Annotated in this window: 22 protein-coding genes; 3 read left to right on the forward strand and 19 right to left on the reverse strand. The window is 64.0% G+C overall.

From position 1 onward, the window contains the following. Positions 1-47: 47 nt before the first annotated feature. Positions 48-494, forward strand: a complete 447-nt coding sequence (locus tag GWG67_RS05340) for a hypothetical protein (RefSeq protein ID WP_275168087.1) — start codon at positions 48-50, stop codon at positions 492-494. Between the two features lie 51 nt (positions 495-545). On the opposite strand, the gene GWG67_RS05345 is transcribed toward GWG67_RS05340, so the two are convergent. Genes GWG67_RS05345 through GWG67_RS05355 form a run of 3 tightly spaced genes read right to left on the reverse strand, consistent with a single transcriptional unit; the run spans position 546 to position 4,551 of the window. After that, on the reverse strand, positions 546-1,760 hold the full coding sequence (locus GWG67_RS05345) for an RluA family pseudouridine synthase (protein ID WP_275168088.1): 1,215 nt from the start codon (positions 1,758-1,760) through the stop codon (positions 546-548). 56 nt (positions 1,761-1,816) lie between these two features. Beyond that, positions 1,817-3,148 carry a replication-associated recombination protein A gene (locus GWG67_RS05350; RefSeq protein ID WP_275168090.1) on the reverse strand — a complete coding sequence of 444 codons (1,332 nt, stop codon included), beginning with the start codon at positions 3,146-3,148 and terminating at the stop codon, positions 1,817-1,819. Further along, entirely contained in the window at positions 3,145-4,551 is a 1,407-nt protein-coding gene (locus tag GWG67_RS05355; RefSeq protein WP_275168091.1) for a DegQ family serine endoprotease, read from the reverse strand. The genes GWG67_RS05350 and GWG67_RS05355 overlap by 4 nt, the downstream gene beginning before the upstream one ends. 311 nt (positions 4,552-4,862) lie before the next feature. Here GWG67_RS05355 and GWG67_RS05360 point away from each other — a divergent pair, with 311 nt between their 5' ends. Together GWG67_RS05360 and GWG67_RS05365 are read left to right on the forward strand one after the other, a co-directional pair. Then, a complete protein-coding gene (locus GWG67_RS05360) occupies positions 4,863-6,476 on the forward strand; it encodes an OprO/OprP family phosphate-selective porin (protein WP_275168092.1) in 1,614 nt (537 codons plus the stop codon). An 82-nt stretch (positions 6,477-6,558) separates the two neighbouring features. Then, positions 6,559-7,572 carry a zinc-binding alcohol dehydrogenase family protein gene (locus tag GWG67_RS05365; protein ID WP_275168093.1) on the forward strand — a complete coding sequence of 338 codons (1,014 nt, stop codon included), beginning with the start codon at positions 6,559-6,561 and terminating at the stop codon, positions 7,570-7,572. Positions 7,573-7,575: 3 nt separating this feature from the next. Here GWG67_RS05365 and GWG67_RS05370 read toward each other — a convergent pair whose 3' ends face one another. The 16 genes from GWG67_RS05370 to rpsN all read right to left on the reverse strand — a co-directional run bounded on the left by GWG67_RS05370 (position 7,576) and on the right by rpsN (position 18,685). Further along, complete coding sequence (locus tag GWG67_RS05370) at positions 7,576-8,901, reverse strand: chloride channel protein (protein WP_275168094.1); 1,326 nt, start codon at positions 8,899-8,901, stop codon at positions 7,576-7,578. Between the two features lie 56 nt (positions 8,902-8,957). After that, on the reverse strand, positions 8,958-9,254 hold the full coding sequence (locus GWG67_RS05375) for a DUF1330 domain-containing protein (protein WP_275168095.1): 297 nt from the start codon (positions 9,252-9,254) through the stop codon (positions 8,958-8,960). Positions 9,255-9,263: 9 nt separating this feature from the next. Further along, a complete protein-coding gene (locus GWG67_RS05380) occupies positions 9,264-10,052 on the reverse strand; it encodes an SDR family NAD(P)-dependent oxidoreductase (RefSeq protein ID WP_275168096.1) in 789 nt (262 codons plus the stop codon). A gap of 160 nt (positions 10,053-10,212) precedes the next feature. After that, a complete protein-coding gene (gene rplQ / locus GWG67_RS05385) occupies positions 10,213-10,629 on the reverse strand; it encodes a 50S ribosomal protein L17 (RefSeq protein WP_275168098.1) in 417 nt (138 codons plus the stop codon). 120 nt (positions 10,630-10,749) lie between these two features. After that, positions 10,750-11,781: a DNA-directed RNA polymerase subunit alpha gene (locus GWG67_RS05390; RefSeq protein ID WP_007603046.1), complete on the reverse strand. Its 1,032-nt coding sequence runs from the start codon at positions 11,779-11,781 to the stop codon at positions 10,750-10,752. A 111-nt stretch (positions 11,782-11,892) separates the two neighbouring features. Continuing rightward, positions 11,893-12,282, reverse strand: coding sequence for a 30S ribosomal protein S11 (gene rpsK / locus GWG67_RS05395; protein ID WP_007603045.1), 390 nt, complete (start codon positions 12,280-12,282; stop codon positions 11,893-11,895). Positions 12,283-12,404: 122 nt separating this feature from the next. Continuing rightward, complete coding sequence (gene rpsM / locus GWG67_RS05400; RefSeq protein ID WP_007611599.1) at positions 12,405-12,773, reverse strand: 30S ribosomal protein S13; 369 nt, start codon at positions 12,771-12,773, stop codon at positions 12,405-12,407. A 188-nt stretch (positions 12,774-12,961) separates the two neighbouring features. Next, on the reverse strand, positions 12,962-13,867 hold the full coding sequence (locus tag GWG67_RS05405; protein WP_275168099.1) for an adenylate kinase: 906 nt from the start codon (positions 13,865-13,867) through the stop codon (positions 12,962-12,964). Positions 13,868-14,132: 265 nt separating this feature from the next. Next, a complete protein-coding gene (gene secY, locus GWG67_RS05410) occupies positions 14,133-15,464 on the reverse strand; it encodes a preprotein translocase subunit SecY (protein WP_007611601.1) in 1,332 nt (443 codons plus the stop codon). Positions 15,465-15,616: 152 nt separating this feature from the next. Beyond that, on the reverse strand, positions 15,617-16,102 hold the full coding sequence (gene rplO / locus GWG67_RS05415) for a 50S ribosomal protein L15 (RefSeq protein ID WP_247497526.1): 486 nt from the start codon (positions 16,100-16,102) through the stop codon (positions 15,617-15,619). A 73-nt stretch (positions 16,103-16,175) separates the two neighbouring features. Next, a complete protein-coding gene (gene rpmD / locus GWG67_RS05420) occupies positions 16,176-16,382 on the reverse strand; it encodes a 50S ribosomal protein L30 (RefSeq protein ID WP_007603038.1) in 207 nt (68 codons plus the stop codon). Positions 16,383-16,407: 25 nt separating this feature from the next. Next, positions 16,408-16,995: a 30S ribosomal protein S5 gene (rpsE, locus tag GWG67_RS05425; protein WP_007603037.1), complete on the reverse strand. Its 588-nt coding sequence runs from the start codon at positions 16,993-16,995 to the stop codon at positions 16,408-16,410. A gap of 47 nt (positions 16,996-17,042) precedes the next feature. Beyond that, the gene (gene rplR / locus GWG67_RS05430; RefSeq protein WP_007603036.1) at positions 17,043-17,405 is read right to left on the reverse strand and encodes a 50S ribosomal protein L18; all 363 of its coding nucleotides are present in this window, start codon (positions 17,403-17,405) and stop codon (positions 17,043-17,045) included. 11 nt (positions 17,406-17,416) lie between these two features. Further along, positions 17,417-17,950, reverse strand: coding sequence for a 50S ribosomal protein L6 (rplF, locus tag GWG67_RS05435; protein ID WP_007611603.1), 534 nt, complete (start codon positions 17,948-17,950; stop codon positions 17,417-17,419). A 16-nt stretch (positions 17,951-17,966) separates the two neighbouring features. Continuing rightward, positions 17,967-18,365: a 30S ribosomal protein S8 gene (rpsH, locus tag GWG67_RS05440; protein ID WP_007603034.1), complete on the reverse strand. Its 399-nt coding sequence runs from the start codon at positions 18,363-18,365 to the stop codon at positions 17,967-17,969. Between the two features lie 14 nt (positions 18,366-18,379). After that, a complete protein-coding gene (gene rpsN, locus GWG67_RS05445; protein ID WP_275168100.1) occupies positions 18,380-18,685 on the reverse strand; it encodes a 30S ribosomal protein S14 in 306 nt (101 codons plus the stop codon).

The following is an 18,685-nucleotide window of genomic DNA, read 5'->3' on the forward strand; positions in this document are numbered from 1 at the left end:
CTAGGCTTGTAAGGTAAGAGCGGCGACCGATAAAGCGAGCGGCAGGTATGAGGGAACTTGCGGGCATTGTGGCTCTGCTAGCCGGGTTTTGGCCGGCCGCGGCGCAGGCCGGCTTTCGGACTCCGGAATCGGTGGTCCGCAACGTCTACGCTCATTACGGCCAAGGCGCGCCGGAGCTCTCAAAAGGCCTGCCGCGGGATGCCGCCACCGCCCGGCAATTCTTCGACCCTTCCTTGCGCAAGGTGTGGTCCGCGCCGCAGGTCGCGCCCTACGATTTTCTGGTGCAGAGCCCGAGCTGGAAACTCGGCCCCGTCGCCATCGCGGTCATTCGCAGGCAATACGACAAGACCTATGTCGCGGCGAATTTTGACAACCGCGGCCGGCCGGTGACCTTAAATTTCATCCTGGTCAGCGGGCCCGAGGGCTGGTTGATCACGGATGTCGAGAGCCCGCACGATAGCCTGCGTATGTTTCTGGAGCAGTTTCGGAATTGAGCGGGCTTCATTATTTCGGGGCGCAGCGAAGCAACCCGATCGCAAACTCAACTACTCTTCCGGCGCGTTCTCGATCGGATCAAACCGGCTTGCATCGAGCCCGAGCAGGTTCCACGACTGCTGCATGTGCTGCGGCAGCGGCGCGGTGGCGTCGATGAAGCCGCCGCGCGGATGCGGAATGACGATGCGGCGCGCCAGCAGATGCAGCCGGTTTTGCAGGCCGCCCGGCAATTGCCAATTCTCGATGTTGAAATATTTGGGATCGCCGACGATGGGGTGACCGATATGTTCCATGTGGGCGCGCAGCTGGTGGGTGCGCCCCGTCACCGGCTTCAGCGACACCCAGGTCAGCTTGTTGCCGGCGGTCTCGACCACCGCATAGTACGTTACCGCGTGGCTTGCGCCCTCGTCGCCATGCTGGGCGATGCGCATGATGGTGTCGTCCTCGCTCTCCTCCTTGGCAAGGAATGTCGAGATGCGGCCCTGCTTCGGCTTCGGTAGTCCCGGCACCAGCGCCCAATAGGTTTTTCGCGCCGACCGCGAACGGAACGCGCCGGTCAGATGCGAGGCGGCAAAGCGGGTCTTGGCGACCAGGAGACAGCCCGACGTCTCCCTGTCGATGCGGTGCACGAGGCGCGGCTTCTGGCCCTTGGAATCGCGCATCACCTCCAGCATCTGATCGATGTGTCGCGTCATGCCCGAGCCGCCCTGCACTGCAAGTCCGGCCGGCTTGTTCAGCACGAGAACGTCGTCGTCCTCGTAGATCGTCATCTCCTTCAGCGCGGCAAGCGTCTTTTGCGCCGCCTCCGACTGCGGGTTGGGCGCCTTCGGCGTGTCGAGCTTCAGCGGCGGAATGCGAACGCTCTGGCCCTCCTCCAGGCGATCCTTGCTGTCGACGCGCTTGCCGTCGACGCGCAGCTCGCCTTTGCGAACGACGCGCTGAATGTGGGAGAACGACAGGCCGGGAAAGTGCGCTTCAAGGAAGCGATCGACGCGCATGTTGTTCTCGTCGGCTGTCACCTTGACGGTCTGCACCTTCGTCGGCAGCAATGCCTCGACGGGCTTTGCCGGTGCAGCCTTTTCCGGTTCGGCTTTGGGCGCGCGCCGCTCGACGCGCTCGCTGGCAAAGCGCGGCGGCTTCGTGCCCGGCTTGCCGCCCGGCCGCAGCCCAGCAGGCTTCGCGCTGCGCGCCTTAAACGGGCGCGCCTCCTTGCGCTCATCGCGCGAACGGGGCTTTGGATCGGTTCTTTTGATGCGGCGGCTCATGGTGCCTGCCTAGCTCAAAAGCGGCCTCACGTCACGGCGAAATGGCGATTTTGGCTTCAGCCACCCCGCTCCTTCCGCAACTTGGCCCAATAATCCAGCCGCTTCCTGATCTCCCGCTCGAACCCGCGGTCGGGCGGGTCGTAGAAGGTCTGGCGGCCCAGGGCCTCCGGAAAGTAGTCCTGGCCGGAAAAGGCGTCGGGGGCGTCATGGTCGTATTCGTAAGATGCGCCGTAGCCTTCCGACTTCATCAGCTTGGTCGGCGAGTTGAGGATATGTTTCGGCGGCAGCAGTGAGCCGGCCTGCTTTGCGACCTGCATCGCCTTGCCGAAGGCGGTGTAGACGGCATTCGATTTCGGTGCGGTGGCGAGATAGACCACCGCCTGCGCGATCGCGAGCTCGCCTTCGGGATGACCGAGGAAGTCGAAGGCGTCTTTGGCGGCGTTGGCAATGACCAGCGCCTGCGGATCGGCAAGCCCGATATCCTCGACCGCCATGCGCACGACGCGGCGGGCCAGAAACAGCGGATCCTCGCCGGCATCGAGCATGCGCGCGAGATAATACAGCGCGGCATCGGGATCGGAGCCCCGCACCGACTTGTGCAGCGCCGAGATCAAATTGTAATGGCCGTCGGCCGACTTATCATAGATCGGCGCGCGGCGCTGCAATATCTCCTGCAACTGCGCGGCGTCGAAAATCTCGTCCTTGCGCGCGGCGCGCCAGACTTCCTCGACGAGCGTCAGCGAAGCGCGGCCGTCGCCATCGGCCATGCGCACCAGCACGGCCCGCGCTTCCTCGTCGAGCGGCAGCTTGCGGCCCTCGACCTCCTCGGCATGTGCAAACAGCTTTTCGATCGCGGTCGCGTCGAGCGAGCGAAACACCAGCACACGCGCCCGGGACAGAAGCGCCGCGTTGAGCTCGAAGGACGGGTTTTCGGTGGTAGCGCCGACCATCACCACCGTGCCGTCTTCCATGACGGGCAGAAACGAATCCTGCTGGGCGCGGTTGAAGCGATGCACCTCGTCGACGAACAGCAGCGTGCCCTTGCCCATCTCGCGGCGTGCACGCGCGGCCTCAAAGGCCTTCTTCAAATCGGCGACGCCGGAGAACACCGCGGAGATCTGCTCGAAGTGCAAATCGGTGGCGTCCGCGAGCAGCCTCGCGACCGTGGTCTTGCCGGTGCCGGGCGGGCCCCAGAACACCAGCGAGCCCAGCGTGCGCGTCTCCAGCATGCGCGTCAGCGCGCCGTCGGGACCCAGGATGTGATCCTGGCCGACGACCTCCGAGAGCGCGCGCGGTCGCAGCCGATCCGGCAGCGGATGCGGAGCCTCGTGATCGAGCCCCGCCGCAGCGAAGAGAGTTGGCGTCTCCTGTGGTCGCTTCGGACTCATCCGCCCAGCGTGACGTTGATCTGCTGACCCCCTCGCACCAGCGTGATGCGCCAGATGCGCTGGCGCTCGGCCGCCGCCTTTTCGAGGTCGCTGGTCTTGCTGATCTTTTGGTTGTTGACCGCCAGGATGACGTCGCCCTTCTGAAAGCCGACATTCGCGGCCGCGCTGTCGCCGCCAAGATCGGTGACCACGACGCCTTCGGTGTCGGCGTCCAGATGCAGTTCGTCGGCGAGCGCCGGGGTGATGGTCGAGACCTTGGCGCCCTGGAGAGGCGAGCGCGCGGTGATGACGAGCTCGTTGCGGCCGGTATCGGGCGCGGCGTCCAGCGCCACCGTCAGCTTGACCGGCTTGCCGCCGCGCTGCACGTCGATCTGCGCCGTGCCGCCGAGCGGCCGTGTGGCGAAGCGATAGTCGAAGGCGTTGGGATCATCCACGGTCTGGCCGTCGATCGAGACGATCAGGTCGGAGGATTTCAGCCCGGCCTTGGCCGCCGGTCCGTTCGGAACGACGCTTGCGACCAGCGCACCGGTCGGCGAACGCAGGCCGAGACTCTCGGCGATCTCCGGCGTCACCGCCTGCAGCTTCGCGCCGAGCCAGGGCCGCTTTACCGCCTTGCCGCCGCCTTTGGCGGAGGCGACGACGACGCGCACCATGTTGGCGGGGATCGCGAAGCCGATGCCCTGCGAGCCGCCGGAGCGAGAATAGATCGCGGTGTTGATGCCCGCGAGCCGGCCGTTCATGTCGACCAGCGCGCCGCCAGAATTGCCGGGATTGATCGCCGCGTCGGTCTGGATGAAAAACTGGTAGTCGGTGATACCGACCTGCGTGCGCGCCAGGGCCGAGATGATGCCGTGGGTCACGGTCTGGCCGACGCCGAAGGGATTGCCGATCGCCATCACGACGTCGCCTACCAGCAGCTCGTCCGAATTGGTGAATTCGAGAGCCGGAAACTTCTCCTTGGTGTCCTTCAGACGCAGAACCGCGAGATCGCTGCGAGAGTCCTTCAGCACGATCTCGGCCTCGAACTCACGTTTGTCCGACAGCGACACCTTGACCTGGTCGGCGCCTTCGATGACATGGACGTTGGTGACGACGAGCCCGGACGCATCGACGATCACGCCCGAACCGAGCGAGCGCTGCACCTGCTCCTGCTGCTGGCCGGGCACGCCGAAGAAGCGGCGGAAGATCGGGTCGTCGAGCAGCGGATTGCGGTTCTGCACCACCTTGGCGGCATAGACGTTGACGACTGCCGGCTGCACCCGCTGCACGATCGGCGCATAGGACAGCCGCAGTTCGGCGGGCGAGGACGGCACTCGGCGGTCTTGCGCGGCGGCCGGATTGAAGTTGGCCGAAAAGGCTATGCACAGCGCCGTGACGACGGCGGTCCAGGTCGATCGAAACATTCCTACCTCTTGGAAAAGACGCCGGAATATAGGCGCGTTCGCCCCCCAATAGAAGGCGCCCGGCGGCATATTCGGCCCCCTTTTTGGTGTGTCCGGCCTGCAAGCTCTGCGTGCCAAATGGCAATTTGGCGGGGCTGTGCATTGGCATGATGTGCGTCATCTTGCATGGTGGTGCAAGGCGGATTCGGTTGCGACGAATTTACACCACTGGGAACCGCGCAACCGGGCGCAGCGTCGCGGGGCAGTCATCGATCATATCTAGGCTCTCCGGCAGCGACTTGGGGAAGTTCGTCAAACGATGGAGTCATGACGTGAGCAGGACAAGAATTGCAGCCACGGCGATTGGTCTCGCCGCCGCACTGGCAGCTTCGCAGGCCCAGGCCCAATCGGCGAGCAGCAGTGACCAGGAGATCGCGCTCCTGAAGCAGCAGTTGAAGATGCTGGAGCAGAAGCTCGACAAACTCCAGAGCCAGACCGCCGCGAACACTGCCGCTGCGGCAAAGGCCAGGACCGAAGCCAAGGCGGAGGCGAAAGCCGAAGCGCGTTCCGAAGCGAAGGCCGCGGTCGCCAACGCCAACGCGGCGATCCCGCTCAAGGGACCGGCGCCCGCATCCGGCGTCGTCGTGACGATGCCGAATAACCGGCCGACCATCTGCACTGCCGATGGGGCAAACTGCGTCGGGATCACAGGCCGCGTGCATTGGGATGTCGGCGGCTACGACTATCGGCCCAACACGGCGGCAACCGTGCCGCAAAAGCTCGACAGCGGCGAGAATGTCCGCCGCGCGCGCATCGGTCTCGCCGGCAAGTTCTTCCACGACTGGAATTTCGCGCTGGTCTACGACTTCGGCGGCTCCTCCGACGGGTTTGGCGGCGCAGCTCCGGGGTCGCTGCCCGGCGGCGGCGTCTCCGGCGTCGAGAATGCCTATCTCAGCTACACCGGCCTGAAACCGTTCGGCGGCAAGATGGCCATCGAGGGCGGCATCATGGACCTGCCCTACACCCTCGATGAGGCCACGAGCTCCAACGACATCATGTTCATGGAGCGCGCCTCAGCCGGCATCGTCGCCACCAGCATCGCAGCGGGCGACTTCCGCTCGGCGATCGGCACGCGCTGGTACAACGACCAGCTCTGGATCGGCGGCTATGTCACGGGACCCTCGACCGGCGCGATCCATTCGGCGTCGAGCGTAGCACCGAACGGTGCTTCCGAGCAGTATGGCGCCGTCGCCCGCGTTGCCGGCCAGGTCGTCAGCGCCAAGGATTACTCGCTGCATCTTGGCGGAAACGCCGAATGGCTGATCCAGCCGTCGCGCAACATGGTGACGGGCGCACAGACGGTGACACTCAGCGACCGCCCGGAACTGCGCATCGATCCCACGGCACTGGCCACGACCGGCGCAATCGCCAATGCCTCCGGCGCGCAGGTCTACAGCGTTGAAGCGGCCGCAACCTATGGACCACTGATCCTGCAAGGCGAGTATTTCTGGTACAACATCGATCGGAGCGCCAATACCGGCCTGCCGCCGCTGGGTGCGCCGAGCCTCAAATTCCAGGGCGGCTACGCGCAGGCCGGCTACGTGCTGACAGGCGAGGGTCGCAGCTATAATGCGGCGAATGCGGCCTATGGCGGCGTCAAGCCGGCGCATCCGTTCTCGCTCGAGGGCGGCGGCTGGGGTGCGTGGGAAGTCGCGGGACGCTTCTCCACGATTGACCTCAACGATCAACTCGGGACCGCCACTGGCATCGCAGGCGGTCGGCAGACCGTCTACACGGCGGCGCTGAACTGGTATGTCAACGGCAACGTCCGTTTCATGCTGGACTATTTGCATGGCACGGTGTCGAGGCAGGCCTCGCCGATCTCGACCGCCGATGTCGGCTCGAAGTTCGATGCGGTCGCGATGCGGACGCAGTTCGCGTTCTAGGTCTCGCCTGTCGTCCCGGGGCGCGCAAAACGCGGACCCGGGACCCCGCATCTGCAACGCCGCTATCTGAAGGAGACTAGCCATGAAGGCCGTTGGTTACAAAAAGTCGCTTCCGATCGAGGAACAGGACGCGCTGTGCGATTTCGAGACCGCTAAGCCCGAACCCAAGGGCCGTGATATCCGCGTGGCCGTGAAGGCGATCTCGGCCAATCCGGTCGACTACAAGGTGCGCAAGCGCGCCGCCCCGCCCGAGGGGGAAACGAAGATTTTGGGCTATGACGCGGCCGGCGTGATCGAAGCCGTTGGTCCCGACGTCACGTTGTTCAAGCCGGGCGACGAGGTATTTTACGCCGGCTCGATCCTGCGCCAGGGCACCAATTCCGAATTCCATCTGGTTGACGAGCGTATCGTCGGCAACAAGCCGAAGAGCCTGTCGTTCGCGCAGGCAGCCGCCCTTCCCCTCACCTCCATCACCGCCTGGGAGCTGTTGTTCGACCGGCTTGGTGCGGTGCCCGGCAAGAGTGTCGATCCGCGTACGCTCTTGATCACGGGCGGCGCCGGCGGTGTCGGCTCGATCCTGATCCAGCTCGCCCGCCGCCTCACCGGGCTGACGGTGCTCGCGACCGCGACGCGGCCGGAATCGCAAAAATGGTGCCTCGATCTCGGCGCGCATGCGGTGATTGACCACGGTAAGCCGATGAAGGAGCAGATCGAGAAGCTCAAGCTGCCGCCGGTCGCGCTGGTGGCGAGCCTCACCTTCACGGACCAGCACTACAAGAGCATCGCCGATTTGATGGCGCCACAGGGGCGGTTCGGTCTGATCGACGATCCCCCGGAGTTCACCATGAGCACGTTCAAGGGCAAGGCGATCTCGGTGCATTGGGAATCGATGTTCACGCGCTCATCGTTCCAGACCGCCGACATGATCGCGCAGCATCATCTGCTGAACGACGTCGCCGACCTCATCGACAAGGGCGTGCTGCGCACGACGCTCGACCAGACCTTTGGCACGATCAATGCGGCCAATCTCAAGCGGGCCCACGCGCTTTTGGAGAGCGGCAAGTCGCGCGGCAAGATCGTGCTGGAGGGGTGGTAGGTCTTAGCGCGAAGTGGGCGCCGCATTCGTCTCAGGCGGACGCGTCGCCCGCTCGATAAAGCCCTTGGCGAGCGCGTGGTAGATCCCTTCCTCGCAGATCATCCGCGATGTGGCATGTGCAATCAGGGCGGCGGCCATCAACGGCACCACCATGGCATGGTTATCGGTCATCTCGGTCACGATGACGAAAGCGGTGATCGGCGCCTGCACCACACCGGCAAAATAGGAGACCATGCCGAGCAACATGATCGCACCGAGCGGAGCGTCGTGGAAGAAGGATGCGATATTGCTGCCGAGGCCGGCACCGACGGCGAGTGACGGCGAAAAAATTCCGCCGGGTATGCCACTGATCGCCGCGAAGGTGGTGGCGAGAAGCTTGAGGATGCCGAAGTCCTGCGGCAGCGGTGCGCCCTGCTCCAGGGCCGTCTTTACCTGCTGGTAGCCTGTGCCATAGATCGTATCGCCGGAGACGATGCCGCAGATCGCGACCGCCAATCCGCACGCAAGCGCGAACCACAGAGGGTGGCCCTTCACCGCGCGTCCGAAAGGATGGGCCAAGCCGCGCGCCATCACGATGACGATGCGGCTGAAGAGGCCGCCGGCCAAACCGCCGACCACGCCGCACACCGGAACCGCCAGCCAGTCGGCACCGGGGGCCAGCGACATCGCACTGCTGCCGAAATAGGCGTAGTTGCCCATCAGCGCGAGCGAGGTCAGGCCGGCCGCGATCACCGCCGCGATGATGAGACTGCTGGTACGCGTCTCGAAAGCCCGGCTCATCTCCTCGATGCCGAAGACGCCTGCCAGCGGCGTGTTGAAGGCGGCCGCGACGCCGGCGGCCGCGCCGGCCAGGATCAATCCGGGCTGGCGGCGTGGCGAGACGCGTCCGAGCGCGAACATGATGGAAGCGCCGACTTGAACGCTCGGTCCTTCCCGGCCGACCGAGCCACCGCACAGCAGACCGAACAAGGTGAGGATCACCTTGCCGATCGCGATTCGGGTCGAGACCAGGCTCTCGCGCGCCGTCTGGTCGGTCAGATGCCGTGCGGCGATCGCCTGAGGAATGCCGCTGCCCTGTGCGTTCGGGAACAGCCGGGTGGTTAGATAGGCCGAGAGCATGAAGCCGAGAGGTGTCACCGCGAGCACGGCGTACCGGGACTGGGCCAACAGCAGCGCAAAGGCGTGCTGGGCGAGATCGGCGAGTTGCGCCAGCGCCACCGCCGCGGCGCCAACCCCGATCCCACCGAGCACGAAGATTGCCCGCCGCTGCCATCGCGCGGATGTCAGCCTGAACAGGCGTTTATGGCGCGTCGACAGGGGCCAGAGCATGAGCCGGAGTTTTAGCCGGTCACGTCGTGAATTGAAGGGGCAAGCGAGCAGACCAGCTAGACTGGAACCACGCCTTCAACGAACATCAACCGCCGCTCCAGCGCGGTCCGCCGCAGTTTGAGCGCCGCCGCATATTCCGGCGACGCGTACCATTCGCGCGCGCGTTCGATCGAGGGAAACTCTACGATGATGATGGTCTTGGGCGGCGGGCCGCCCTCCACCACCTCAGCGGCACCGCCGCGCGCGAGGTAGCGGCCGCCATATTGCGCGATGGTTTGCGCCGCCAAGCCGCGATAGGCCTCCATCGCGGCCTGATCGCGCGCCTCGACCTCCGAGATCACATAGGCCGGCATGAATTGGCCTCAGGCAATCGTGTTGACGATGCCGCCTTCCGCGCGCAGCGCCGCACCGTTGGTTGCGGACGCTTCCTTCGAGGCGACATAGACCACCATGTTGGCGATTTCGTCGACGCTGGCGAAGCGCTGGAGCAGCGAGCTTGGGCGATGCTGTTTGACGAAATTGGCCGCGGCCTCATCGACCGACTGGCCGTTCTGCTTGGCAAGATCCTTCACGAACGTCTCCACGCCCTCCGACATGGTCGGGCCCGGCAGCACGGAATTGACGGTGACGCCGGTGCCGCGTGTGAGCTGCGCCAGGCCGCGCGCGACCGAGAGCTGGGCCGTCTTGCTCATTCCATAGTGGATCATCTCGACGGGAATGTTGAGCCCGGACTCCGACGAGATGAAGACGATTCGGCCCCAGTTACGCTTGAGCATGCCGTTCATATACGCGCGCGAGAGACGCACGCCGCTCATCACGTTGACCTCGAAGAAGCGACTCCAGTCCTCGTCCGGAATGTCGAAAAAATCTTTCGACGCGAAGATGCCGGCATTGTTGATGAGGATGTCGACGTCTGGCAGCGCCGCGGCTAGCGCCTTGCAGCCGGCAGCGGTCGAGACGTCGGCGGCGATGCCGCGGACCTTGGCCCCCGCTCCCTCCAGCTTGCGCACGGCCGCATCGACCTTGTCCTGGCCGCGTCCGTTGATCACGACGCTCGCACCCGAGCCGGCAAGGCCCTCGGCGATGGCGTGGCCGATCCCGGCGGTCGAGCCGGTCACGAGGGCGGTCTTTCCGGAAAGGTCGATGTTCATGCGTGATCTCCGTTGATGCTGACGGAGATATTGGGCGCTACCGGCACGATAGCAATCGGCACTCACCGACGCGTGAGGAACGGGACCTAACGAACAAGGACGGCTAATAAAAAAGCGGCGCCCGAAGGCGCCGCTTTCTGAAAACTCTCTACCGGTCGGCTTACGCCGCCTCGGCTTCCTTTTCCTGCACCGGACCGGAGTCCTGGCCCTTGGCATCAACGTCACGATCGACGAACTCGATCACGGCCATCGCGGCGTTGTCGCCGTAGCGGAAGCCGGCCTTGATGATGCGGGTGTAGCCGCCTTGGCGATCCTTGTAGCGGGGCGCGAGCGTGTCGAACAGCTTCCGGACCTGATCCTTGTCGCGCATCTCGGAGATGGCCTGGCGGCGCATGGCCAGCCCGCCCTTCTTGCCGAGGGTAATCAGCTTCTCGACGATCGGACGCAATTCCTTCGCCTTCGGCAGCGTGGTGACGATCTGCTCGTGCTTGATCAGCGCGGCGCACATGTTGGCGAACATCGCGCGGCGATGCTCGGCGGTGCGGTTGAGCTTACGATGAACCTTGCCGTGACGCATTTTTTCATTCCTTGAATTTCATTCGTCGCGACGGTTCGTCGGACCAGTTGCTCAGGTGGGCTGCCTGCGTTCGCCCGCTAAGGCGCGATGAATTCGCGCCTTAGCCTGTTGTCGTTCGGATCAGTAGTGATCCTCGAAGCGCTTGGCGAGCTCGTCGATATTCTCCGGCGGCCAGCCCGGCACTTCCATGCCGAGGTGCAGACCCATCTGGGCCAGCACTTCCTTGATCTCGTTCAGCGACTTGCGGCCGAAGTTCGGAGTGCGGAGCATTTCCGCTTCGCTCTTCTGCACGAGGTCGCCGATGTAGACGATGTTGTCGTTCTTCAAGCAATTGGCCGAACGCACCGACAGCTCGAGTTCGTCCACCTTCTTGAGGAAGGCCGGGTTGAAGGCGAGGTCCGGGATGATCTCCTGGGCGACTTCCTTGCGCGGCTCTTCGAAGTTGACGAACACGTTGAGCTGATCCTGCAGGATGCGCGCGGCGTAGGCCACGGAATCATCCGGCGTCAGCGCGCCGTTGGTCTCGATTGTCATGGTCAGCTTGTCGTAGTCGAGGATCTGGCCCTCGCGGGTGTTCTCGACCTTGTAGGAGACCTTGCGGACCGGCGAGTACAGGCTGTCGACCGGGATCAGGCCGATCGGCGCGTCCTCGGGGCGGTTGCGCTCGGCGGGAACGTAGCCCTTGCCGGTTGCGACCGTGAACTCCATGCGGATCTCGGCGCCCTCGTCGAGCGTGCAGATCTGCAGGTCGGGATTGAGCACGACGACGTCGCCCACGGTCTGGATGTCGCCGGCGGTGACGACGCCCGGGCCGGACTTCTTGACGACCATGCGCTTGGGGCCTTCGCCCTGCATCTTGATCGAGATGTCCTTGATGTTGAGCACGATGTCGGTGACGTCCTCACGGACGCCCGCGATCGAGGAGAACTCGTGCAGCACGCCGTCGATGTGCACCGACTGCACCGCCGCGCCCTGGAGCGAGGACAGCAGGATGCGGCGCAGCGCGTTGCCGAGCGTCTGGCCGAAGCCGCGCTCGAGCGGTTCGGCGACGATGGTCGCGAAACGGGTCGGATCGCTGCCGGGCTGTACCTGCAGCTTGTTCGGCCGAATCAGTTCTTGCCAATTTTTCTGGATCGTCACTGTTTCACCCATACAGGCCAGTCAGACTGCTGTTGCAGGCACTGGCGTTGGAGAAAGGCCGCAGATCATTTCCACGGCTTTGCAAAAAATCATTGCGGGCGCCAATGCGCCCGCAATCTGGTATCAAACGCGCCGACGCTTGCGGGGACGGCAACCGTTGTGCGGGATCGTGGTCACGTCACGGATCGAGGTGACGGTGAAGCCCGCGGCCTGGAGCGCCCGGAGCGCCGATTCGCGGCCCGAACCGGGACCGGCGACTTCGACTTCCAGCGTGCGCATGCCGTGCTCCTGCGCCTTCTTCGACACGTCCTCGGCGGCAACCTGTGCGGCATACGGGGTCGACTTGCGCGAGCCCTTGAAGCCCATCGTGCCGGCGGAGGACCAGGCAATCGTGTTGCCCTGCGCGTCGGTGATGGTGATGGTCGTGTTGTTGAACGACGAGTTCACGTGCGCGACGCCGGAGGCGATGTTCTTGCGCTCACGACGACGAACGCGGGTGGCTTCCTTGCCCATAGACTACCTTTCCTGAAGATCTCAAACGCCGCCGTAATGCCAGCGGCTACACCTGTGGAACGAAAGGCGCGTGGCGAACGGGTCATCCCCTTTCGCCACACGCCGTGATTGGATGCGAAAACTTACTTCTTCTTGCCGGCGATGGCCTTGGCCGGACCCTTGCGCGTGCGCGCGTTGGTGTGGGTACGCTGGCCACGCACCGGCAGACCGCGACGATGGCGCAGGCCGCGGTAGCAGCCGAGGTCCATCAGACGCTTGATGTTGATGCCGACCTCACGACGCAAATCGCCCTCGACGAGATAGTCGCGGTCGATCACTTCGCGGATCTGAAGCACTTCGGCGTCGCTGAGCTGATTGACCCGACGATCGTCTGGGATCTTGACCTTCTCCATGATCTCACCGGCGATCTTCTGGCCGATGCCATGGATGTACTGGAGCGCGATCAGCACGCGCTTGTTGGTCGGGATGTTCACGCCGGCAATACGGGCCACGGCCTTCTCTCCTGTCGCCGATTCCTCGTCAGGAATCGCGCTTTAAGTGCTTGGTTTCTCGGGCAGGTGTTCACAAACGCGAACACGACGCCCACCCCTGGTCTTCCTGGGGGCCCGGCATCGTTTGAAACTATCCGACTTGGATGCGGGGCTTATTAGGGGATTCAGGGGGCTTTCGTCAACCGCTGCTAGCGCTTAGCTCGCTTTTTCGTGACCTTTTTTGCGGCCTTTTTGGCACCTTTTTTGACAGCCTTCTTTGCGGTCTTTTTGGCTGCCTTCTTCTTCCCTGCCTTCTTCACGGCTTTCTTGCCGGTTTTCTTGGCCGCCTTCTTGGGACCCGTCACGGTCTTTTTAGCCGCCTTCCTGGATTTGGCGGCCTTTTTGGCCGTCTTCGTCGGCTTTTTAGCCGATTTCGTCGCCGCCTTGGCCTTTTTAGCCGGGGCGGCCTTGGCCGCGCTGCGGGCGCGGGTCTTGCCATGAGTCTTGCCATGACTCTTGGGCTCGACCGCCCCGAGCGCCAGGAGCTGGCGATGGATGGCGCGGGTGACCTCGTCGATGGCCATCATGCCGTCGATGGTCGAGAGCTTCCGCCGCTCGGAATAGTAGTGAATCAGCGGCTCCGTCTGGTTGCGGTAGCTGGCTAACCGCTTGGTTAGGACCTCCGGGGTGTCGTCGAGCCGGACCTCCTCCCCGCGCTCGCGCATCTGGGCGACGCGGGTCTCGACACGGTTCAGGAGCGCGCTCTCGTTGACGCGGAGCTCGATCACGGCGTCGAGCTTGAGGTGCTTGTGCTTGAGCAGCTCATCCAGCGCCTCGGCCTGCGGCACGGTCCGCGGGAAACCGTCGAGGATGAAACCGTTTTTGGCATCCGGCTGATCGATTCGATCGGAGATGATTCCCACCACGACATCATCGGGCACGAGACCGCCGCTGGCCATGATCTCCTTGGCCTTGAGACCGACCGGCGTTCCGGCCGCCACCGCTGCACGCAACATCTCGCCGGTCGAGAGCTGGACGATGCCATAGCGCTGCACCAGCAGCTGCGCCTGGGTGCCCTTGCCCGATCCCGGCGGCCCCAGAAGTATAATTCTCATCGGCGTACGCCCCCCGATTGGTGCGCGATACGTCGTGCACCTGTGTTTTGAAGTCCAGTTACAGTGCAAATCATAATCAGCGCCGCACCGCTACCCATATCATAGGGGAGCAAATGGCCGGACGCCAAGAAGCCTTTGAAATCAGTGCTTGCACGACAGTAAGAGCGGCTCTGCCGAGGCGACCGAATGCCCGGCTCGCCGTCCGCGCGCGTTGCACGCGCGGCGAATCGGCGGCGCGATTGCGCCGCCCGAGGGGACGCCGCGCTTAACGGCGGCGGCCGCGCAGCTTCGACTTCCGGATCAGGCCTTCGTACTGGTGCGCCAGGAGATAGCCCTGCACCTGCGCCACCGTGTCCATGGTGACGCTGACGACGATCAGCAGCGAAGTGCCGCCAAAGTAGAACGGCACCGACGCGTAGGAGATCAGGATTTCCGGAATCAAGCAGACGATCGCCAGATAGACCGCACCGAGCACAGTGATGCGCGACAGCACGTAGTCGATATATTCCGCGGTACGCTCGCCGGGACGGATGCCCGGAATGAAGCCGCCGTGCTTCTTCAGATTGTCCGCAGTCTCGGTCGGATTGAACACGATGGCGGTGTAGAAGAAGGCGAAGAACACGATCAGCGCCAGATACATGATCAGGAACAGCGGACGGCCGTGGCCGAGCTGGGTGTTGATCCACTGGAACCATTCCGGCCCACTGCCCGCGTTGAAGTTCGCAACCGTGGTCGGCAGCAGCAGCAGCGAGGACGCGAAGATCGGCGGGATCACGCCCGAGGTGTTGAGCTTGAGCGGCAGATGCGAGGACTGCCCCTCGAACATCTTGTTGCCGACCTGGCGCTTCGGATACTGGATCAAGAGCCGGCGCTGGGCGCGCTCCACGAACACGATGAAGGCGATCACGGCCACTGCCATGATGATGACGACCAGAATCAGGCCGGTCGACATCGCACCCTGACGACCGAGCTCAAGCATGTTGGCGAGCGCCGCAGGCAGCTCGGCGACGATGCCGGAGAGAATGATCAGGGAGATGCCGTTGCCGATGCCGCGCGAGGTGATCTGCTCGCCCAGCCACATCAGGAACATGGTGCCGCCGGTCAGCGTGATCGCCGTGGACAGACGGAAGAACATGCCGGGGTCGCTGACGACGTTGCCTGCGCCTTCGAGGCCCACCGCGATGCCGTAGGACTGGAACGCGGCCAGGATCACGGTGAGATAACGGGTGTACTGGTTCAGCAGCTTGCGGCCGGACTCGCCTTCCTTCTTCAGCGCCTCGAGCTGCGGAGAGACGGTGGTCAGAAGCTGGATGATGATCGAGGCCGAGATGTACGGCATGATGTTCAGCGCAAAGATCGCCATGCGGTGAATGCCGCCGCCGGCGAACATGTTGAACATGCCGAGGATGCCGCCCGCCTGGGAGCGGAACACCTGCTCCCAGATGTTGGGATCGATGCCGGGCAGCGGGATGTAGGTCCCGAGCCGATAAACGAGCAGCGCACCCAGGGTGAACCAGATGCGCTTCTTCAGTTCGTCGGCCTTGGCAAACGCACCGAAATTGAGATTGGCTGCCAGTTGTTCCGCTGCAGAGGCCATCTTGGACTTTCTCCCGCCGCTTCTTGCGCCGTTATGCCCGCGGCCGGGCTACATTATACCGGACACCGGACATTATCTGGGGCTACGGCTTCGATAAGTCCATCGTCCCGCATGCGTAAAGGCCCGCAAGCCGCGGGCCGATGACGCAGTTGTTACGCCGCCTCGCCTTCTTCCTTGGCAGGCGCGAGGATCTTCACCGAGCCGCCGGCCTTCTCGACTGCCGCGATCGCGGTCTTCGAGGCGCCGTGCACTTCGATGTTGAGCTTGGCCTTGAACTCGCCGCGGCCGAGCAGCCGCAGGCCGCCCTTGGCGCGGCGCAGCACGCCGGCCTTGACCAGGGATTCGACGTTCACGACGCTGCCGGTGTCGATCTTCTTGGCATCGACCGCGTCCTGGAGCCGGTCGAGATTGATCTCGGCGAACTCGATGCGGAAGATGTTGTTGAAGCCGCGCTTGGGCAGACGGCGATGCAAGGGCATCTGGCCGCCTTCGAAACCCTTGATGCGCACGCCCGAACGCGCGGTCTGGCCCTTGCCACCGCGGCCGGCCTGCTTGCCCTTGCCCGAACCAATGCCGCGGCCGACGCGCATACGCTTCTTGCGCGAGCCGGCATTGTCGGCGATATCGCTGAGCTTCATCGCCCTGCTCCTTGTTTCTTGCGCATGACCTTCACCGAAAACGGGTCCCCGCTTCGGGATCGTGCGCCTTTGCTTACTTCTCGTCGACGATGCGAACGAGATGGTGAACTTTCAAGATCATGCCGCGCACCGCCGGGGTGTCCGGCAGTTCGCTGGTGCGGCCGATCTTGTTGAGCTTGAGCCCGATCAGCGTCGAGCGCTGCGAGTGATGGCGGCGGATCGCGCTGCCGGTCTGCTCGATCTTGATCGTCTTTGCGGTCGTAACGGCACTCTTGGCCATGGGCGTCTACTCCGAAAAGCTTGCGTTATTCGGCAACCGCCTCGGCGTCGCCACCGATACGGCGGGACTGGAGGGTGGACACCTTGATGTTGCGGCGGGCAGCGACCGAGCGCGGTGAATCCTGATGCTTCAGCGCATCGAAGGTCGCGCGAACCATGTTGTACGGGTTCGACGAACCGATCGACTTCGCAACCACGTCCTGGACGCCGAGCGTCTCGAACACGGCGCGCATCGGACCGCCGGCGATGATCCCGGTACCGGCCGGAGCTGCGCGCAGGTAAACACGGCCCGCGCCATGACGGCCGGCGATGTCGTGATGCAGCGTGCGGCCCTCGCGCAGCGAGACGCGGGTCAGGTTGCGCTTGGCGGATTCGGTTGCCTTGCGGATCGCCTCGGGCACTTCGCGCGCCTTGCCGTGACCGAAGCCGGCGCGGCCCTTCTGGTCGCCGATCACGACCAGCGCTGCGAAACCGAAGCGCTTGCCGCCCTTGACGACCTTGGCGACGCGATTGATGTGGACGAGCTTGTCGACGAACTCGCTGTCGCGCTCTTCCCTGCGTTCACGTCCGCCGCCGCGTTGATCGCGTCCACCACGTTGTTCGCGTTCTGCCATGGTTTTTCCAGTCCTTCAGAGGCTTACGCCTCAATCCTCAAATTCTGTTAGAAGCTCAGCCCGCTCTCACGCGCCGCGTCGGCAAGAGCCTTGACGCGCCCGTGATAGAGATAGCTGCCGCGATCGAACACGACTTCCTTGACACCCTTCTCGGCGGCGCGCTCGGCCAGCAGCTTGCCGACCGCCTTCGCCGCATCGATGTCGGCGCCGGTCTTGCCGCCATCGCGCATCGACTTCTCGAGCGACGAGGCAGAGGCAAGCGTCTCGCCCTTCAGGTCGTCGATGACCTGGGCGTAGATGTGCTTGGACGAGCGGAACACCGACAGGCGCGGACGGCCGCCACCCGAGCGGCGCAGCTTCAGTCGTACACTGCGCTTGCGCCGGGCATTCGTAACCTTGGCTTTCGACATGACCGGCTCCGTTACTTCTTCTTGCCTTCCTTGCGGAAGATGAATTCGCCAACATACTTCACGCCCTTGCCCTTGTAGGGTTCCGGCGGACGATAGGAGCGAATCTCGGCGGCGACCTGGCCGACGCGCTGAATGTCGCTGCCGGTCACCGTGATCTCGGTCGGCTTCGGCACGGTGATCGTGATCCCTTCCGGGATCGCGTAGACCACATCGTGGCTGTAGCCGAGCGCGAGCTGCAGGTTCTTGCCCTGCAGCGCGGCGCGGTAACCGACGCCGGTGATTTCGAGCTTCTTCTCGAAACCCTTGGTGACGCCTTCGACCAGATTCGCGACCTGGGCGCGAGCGGTCCCGTACAGGGCCCGCGCGCGGTTGGTCTCGACCCGCGGGTTCACCTTGACCTGGCCGTTGTCGAGCTTCACCTCGACGTCGCTATGGACGACGAACTGAAGCTGGCCCTTCGGCCCCTTCATCTTGACGGTCTGCCCGTCGACGGTCGCGGTCACACCCGACGGCACCGCTACCGGCCTTTTGCCAACACGTGACATGGATCAAAAATCCTTCTCAGAACACCGTGAAGAGAACTTCGCCGCCCACGTTCGCTTCACGCGCACTGTGGTCAGCCATGATTCCCTTCGGCGTCGACAACACCGAAATACCGAGTCCGTTATTGACCCGCGGCAGGTTCTTCACCGAGGCGTAAACGCGACGCCCGGGCTTGGAGACACGCTCGATCTCGCGGATAACGGGCTCGCCGTCGAAATACTTCAGCTCAATCTCGATCTCGCTGCGGCCCGAGGAGTGCTCGAGCGTGGCGTAACCGCGGATGTAGCCTTCGCTCTTCAGCACCTCGAGAACGTTCTCGCGCATCTTCGAGCCAGGCGTGGAGACCTTGTTCTTGGAGCGCATCTGCGCGTTGCGGATGCGGGTGATCAGATCGCTGATTGGATCGTGCGTAGACATTTAAACGACCCTCCTTACCAGCTGGACTTCACGAGGCCCGGGACCATGCCCCTGGAGCCAAGGTCACGCAGCGCGATACGGGACAGCTTGTTCTTGCGGTAGTTCGAGCGCGGGCGGCCCGTCAGCTCGCAACGCAGACGGATGCGGGTCGCCGACGAGTTGCGCGGCATTTCCGCCAGCTTCAGGGTCGCGGCGAACCGCTCCTCCATCGGCAGCGACTTGTCGGCGATGATCGCCTTCAACCGCTCGCGCTTCGGGGCGGCGTTCTTCGCCATCCGCTTGCGCCGGTTGTTCTTCTCGATTGAACTCTTCTTTGCCAT

Origin of the sequence: Bradyrhizobium sp. CSS354, assembly GCF_029051725.1 — a bacterium.
Classification (GTDB): Bacteria; Pseudomonadota; Alphaproteobacteria; order Rhizobiales; family Xanthobacteraceae; genus Bradyrhizobium.

Coding starts and splice junctions, on each gene's coding strand:
- GWG67_RS05340 (WP_275168087.1), top strand. CDS start 48: ATGAGGGAACTTGCGGGCATTGTGGCTCTGCTAGCCGGGTTTTGGCCG.
- GWG67_RS05345 (WP_275168088.1), bottom strand. CDS start 1,760: ATGAGCCGCCGCATCAAAAGAACCGATCCAAAGCCCCGTTCGCGCGAT.
- GWG67_RS05350 (WP_275168090.1), bottom strand. CDS start 3,148: ATGAGTCCGAAGCGACCACAGGAGACGCCAACTCTCTTCGCTGCGGCG.
- GWG67_RS05355 (WP_275168091.1), bottom strand. CDS start 4,551: ATGTTTCGATCGACCTGGACCGCCGTCGTCACGGCGCTGTGCATAGCC.
- GWG67_RS05365 (WP_275168093.1), top strand. CDS start 6,559: ATGAAGGCCGTTGGTTACAAAAAGTCGCTTCCGATCGAGGAACAGGAC.
- GWG67_RS05370 (WP_275168094.1), bottom strand. CDS start 8,901: ATGCTCTGGCCCCTGTCGACGCGCCATAAACGCCTGTTCAGGCTGACA.
- GWG67_RS05375 (WP_275168095.1), bottom strand. CDS start 9,254: ATGCCGGCCTATGTGATCTCGGAGGTCGAGGCGCGCGATCAGGCCGCG.
- GWG67_RS05380 (WP_275168096.1), bottom strand. CDS start 10,052: ATGAACATCGACCTTTCCGGAAAGACCGCCCTCGTGACCGGCTCGACC.
- rplQ (WP_275168098.1), bottom strand. CDS start 10,629: ATGCGTCACGGCAAGGTTCATCGTAAGCTCAACCGCACCGCCGAGCAT.
- GWG67_RS05390 (WP_007603046.1), bottom strand. CDS start 11,781: ATGGGTGAAACAGTGACGATCCAGAAAAATTGGCAAGAACTGATTCGG.
- rpsK (WP_007603045.1), bottom strand. CDS start 12,282: ATGGGCAAGGAAGCCACCCGCGTTCGTCGTCGTGAGCGCAAGAACATC.
- GWG67_RS05405 (WP_275168099.1), bottom strand. CDS start 13,867: ATGAGAATTATACTTCTGGGGCCGCCGGGATCGGGCAAGGGCACCCAG.
- secY (WP_007611601.1), bottom strand. CDS start 15,464: ATGGCCTCTGCAGCGGAACAACTGGCAGCCAATCTCAATTTCGGTGCG.
- rplO (WP_247497526.1), bottom strand. CDS start 16,102: ATGAAGCTCAGCGATATCGCCGACAATGCCGGCTCGCGCAAGAAGCGT.
- rpmD (WP_007603038.1), bottom strand. CDS start 16,382: ATGGCCAAGAGTGCCGTTACGACCGCAAAGACGATCAAGATCGAGCAG.
- rpsE (WP_007603037.1), bottom strand. CDS start 16,995: ATGGCAGAACGCGAACAACGTGGTGGACGCGATCAACGCGGCGGCGGA.
- rplR (WP_007603036.1), bottom strand. CDS start 17,405: ATGTCGAAAGCCAAGGTTACGAATGCCCGGCGCAAGCGCAGTGTACGA.
- rplF (WP_007611603.1), bottom strand. CDS start 17,950: ATGTCACGTGTTGGCAAAAGGCCGGTAGCGGTGCCGTCGGGTGTGACC.
- rpsH (WP_007603034.1), bottom strand. CDS start 18,365: ATGTCTACGCACGATCCAATCAGCGATCTGATCACCCGCATCCGCAAC.
- rpsN (WP_275168100.1), bottom strand. CDS start 18,685: ATGGCAAAGAAGAGTTCAATCGAGAAGAACAACCGGCGCAAGCGGATG.